Below are 2191 nucleotides of genomic sequence, written 5' to 3'. Positions count from 1 at the left end.
GGTTCTTCGTTACTTGGTATGGTTCGATAGGGGGGCATAAATCGACTAAATCCTTATCTGGTAAGAGACTTAATTGATTAGTTGGCTCTAGAGCAAAAACAATTGACAAAAATCGCTAAGTGCCTTTCTCTATAAGGGTTCCATCCCTTATAACCCCCGTCCATTGCATAACACAAACCGAAGAGCCGTTTTCCTTCTTGATAATTCTGATAAGCAAGTCGAGCTTGCCATAATACTGATTGCACTTGGCGGGCAAAATCCCGATTGCCCTGAAAGCGACTCTGTCAGAGAGCTTTTAATTCTCGTTCTAGGTGGGCTAAACACTTCTGCTTGGCGCCTGCTCCTTGTAGCGAGTAGGCACTGAAACAGTCGCTACGTTCATCTTTTTCTTCCCCTCCCGACTCCTGACTCCTGACTCCTAACCCCACCAATAAACTTTTTGCCGCAAACCCTATTTATTGGCATTGTAACCCATTGGAAAAAGCTCCGAATAGATCAAGCCAAAGTCAGGGGCTTTACATCTCATTAACACAGCCTACAAGATCGGCGTACTGCTACGCAGTGCCTTCGGCATCGCACTTAGACTCACAGCTGCAATCAATGTGCATGGTGCGTTCCCCAAAATCGATCGCTGGAGCAATAAGACTTGCATTAGGGAACGCACCCTACGGCTGTAATTTTATAAACTAAGCGATGTTCATCATTAATACGTCTTGACCAATAACCCTTGAGTTGATGTTTTAAGGGTTCGGGTTTGCCGATTCCAGAGAAGGGATGGCGCAATATATCATCAATTAAATCAAGGATTTTTTATAGAGTTTTTTGTCTTCTATCGCCCATTCATTGAATTATTTAAAAGCTTTCGGATCAAATACTATATTTTTCACGCCATTCTTTTGTGGTAATTGTCACTAAGTTTTCTTTCTTTTCTATTCTGTCAATAGCTTCGGATAATTGACGCTGATTGGCTTCTGTTGAAAGAAGATATTCGGTTGTATCGGGTTCAGAATCAGATACTAAAATAATAATATCCACATCTGTTCCTTCTTCTAGTTCCGCAGAATAAAGCTCTATTTTTCCTTCTCTGCCAACAATTCCTTTCTGTTTAATCGCTCTAATCATGATTTTTTCTCTTAAGATGTCAAACAATTATGGCTATTATATCAAAATCAGCATGAGTTAGCACTGATGAAAAAAAAGTGATCGCCATTCCCCAAAAATTGATCCCTCCAAAAGCGATCGCCCCTCTTCATCAAAAAGCGATCGCCATTCCCCCAAAATTGCTCTATACAGTGCTTAATGCTTTGATTTTCGCTATCTCTGTTTCTAAGTTGGGAAGTTTTTGATTATATTTTTGGGCTGTTTCTAACCATAAATCTTTTACTATCAGTAATTCTTGTAGGGTTTCTTCTAAGGTTTCACCCTGAGCCAAACAGCCAGATAGTGCTGGAATTTCAGCGACAAAACCGCCTTCTTCACAGGGATAAATAATAATTGGATAATTCATCTTTAGTTATCTCCGATAATTTCAAGAACTCGACGAATATAAACAGATTTTACTTTTTTATTATGAACAGGTATGACCAAAATAATATCATTTCTTTTAAAAATGTGATGGCTACCTGTAATTCGATCAAGGGAAAACCCTTCTAATTCTAGCAGTTGACAAATATCGTTGAATCTTGCGTTATTAGGACTATTCTTCAGTAGTTCTAGTAGTTTATCCCTTTTAGACACGAGTGAATGCCATTCAACAATGAGCTTGAGCAAAAATCCATTTTAACCCAAGATGATCGCTATTTTCCCCTCCTCATCCCCAAAAAGCGATCGCCCTCTGCGTTCCTATCCCAAGCAATGGCAGTTTTAAACATTAATCAAGAAGATGACGGCGATCGCACTACGTTCTTCGGCATCGCACTTAGACTCACAGCTGCAATCAATGTGCATGGTGCGTTCTCCAAAATCGATCGCTGGAGTAGTAGGACTTGCATTAGGGAACGCACCCTAGGACTGAGTTATACATTGTTTTTCTTTGTCAGTTAAATCAATATATTCAGTTTGTATTCGTTTATTCTTGATTAGTATTCTAAAATACGGACATTTTCCATTTACTGATAAATCTTTATCATCATTCCCTTTCCTGAATTTAATTATTTCAAATTGGTCGGGATTGAATTTATGTAAAAATGTT

4 protein-coding genes and 2 pseudogenes are annotated in these 2191 nt (G+C 38.9%); 1 reads left to right on the top strand and 5 read right to left on the bottom strand.

All coding sequences use genetic code 11. The annotated features are described in order from the left end of the window. Positions 1 to 651: 651 nt before the first annotated feature. The 4 genes and pseudogenes from PX636_RS16850 to PX636_RS16835 all read right to left on the bottom strand — a co-directional run bounded on the left by PX636_RS16850 (position 652) and on the right by PX636_RS16835 (position 1737). Positions 652 to 833 (bottom strand): annotated as a pseudogene (locus PX636_RS16850) (Txe/YoeB family addiction module toxin). Between the two features lie 34 nt (positions 834 to 867). Further along, complete coding sequence (locus PX636_RS16845) at positions 868 to 1122, bottom strand: hypothetical protein (RefSeq protein WP_002795682.1); 255 nt, start codon at positions 1120 to 1122, stop codon at positions 868 to 870. 163 nt (positions 1123 to 1285) lie between these two features. Continuing rightward, entirely contained in the window at positions 1286 to 1507 is a 222-nt protein-coding gene (locus PX636_RS16840; protein WP_002795684.1) for a type II toxin-antitoxin system HicB family antitoxin, read from the bottom strand. Positions 1508 to 1509: 2 nt separating this feature from the next. After that, the gene (locus PX636_RS16835; RefSeq protein ID WP_002744562.1) at positions 1510 to 1737 is read right to left on the bottom strand and encodes a type II toxin-antitoxin system HicA family toxin; all 228 of its coding nucleotides are present in this window, start codon (positions 1735 to 1737) and stop codon (positions 1510 to 1512) included. A 6-nt stretch (positions 1738 to 1743) separates the two neighbouring features. On the opposite strand from PX636_RS16835, the gene PX636_RS16830 reads away from it, so the two are divergent. Then, positions 1744 to 2043, top strand: coding sequence for a hypothetical protein (locus PX636_RS16830; RefSeq protein ID WP_231859744.1), 300 nt, complete (start codon positions 1744 to 1746; stop codon positions 2041 to 2043). On the opposite strand, the pseudogene PX636_RS16825 reads toward PX636_RS16830, so the two are convergent. Continuing rightward, positions 2005 to 2191: pseudogene (locus PX636_RS16825) on the bottom strand (adenine-specific methyltransferase EcoRI family protein); the annotation flags it as partial. The gene PX636_RS16830 and the pseudogene PX636_RS16825 sit on opposite strands and share 39 nt — an antisense overlap.

The organism is Microcystis sp. M53598_WE2 (genome assembly GCF_030067735.1).
Classification (GTDB): Bacteria; Cyanobacteriota; Cyanobacteriia; order Cyanobacteriales; family Microcystaceae; genus Microcystis; species Microcystis aeruginosa.
This window is presented reverse-complemented; position numbering and strand designations above follow the sequence as displayed.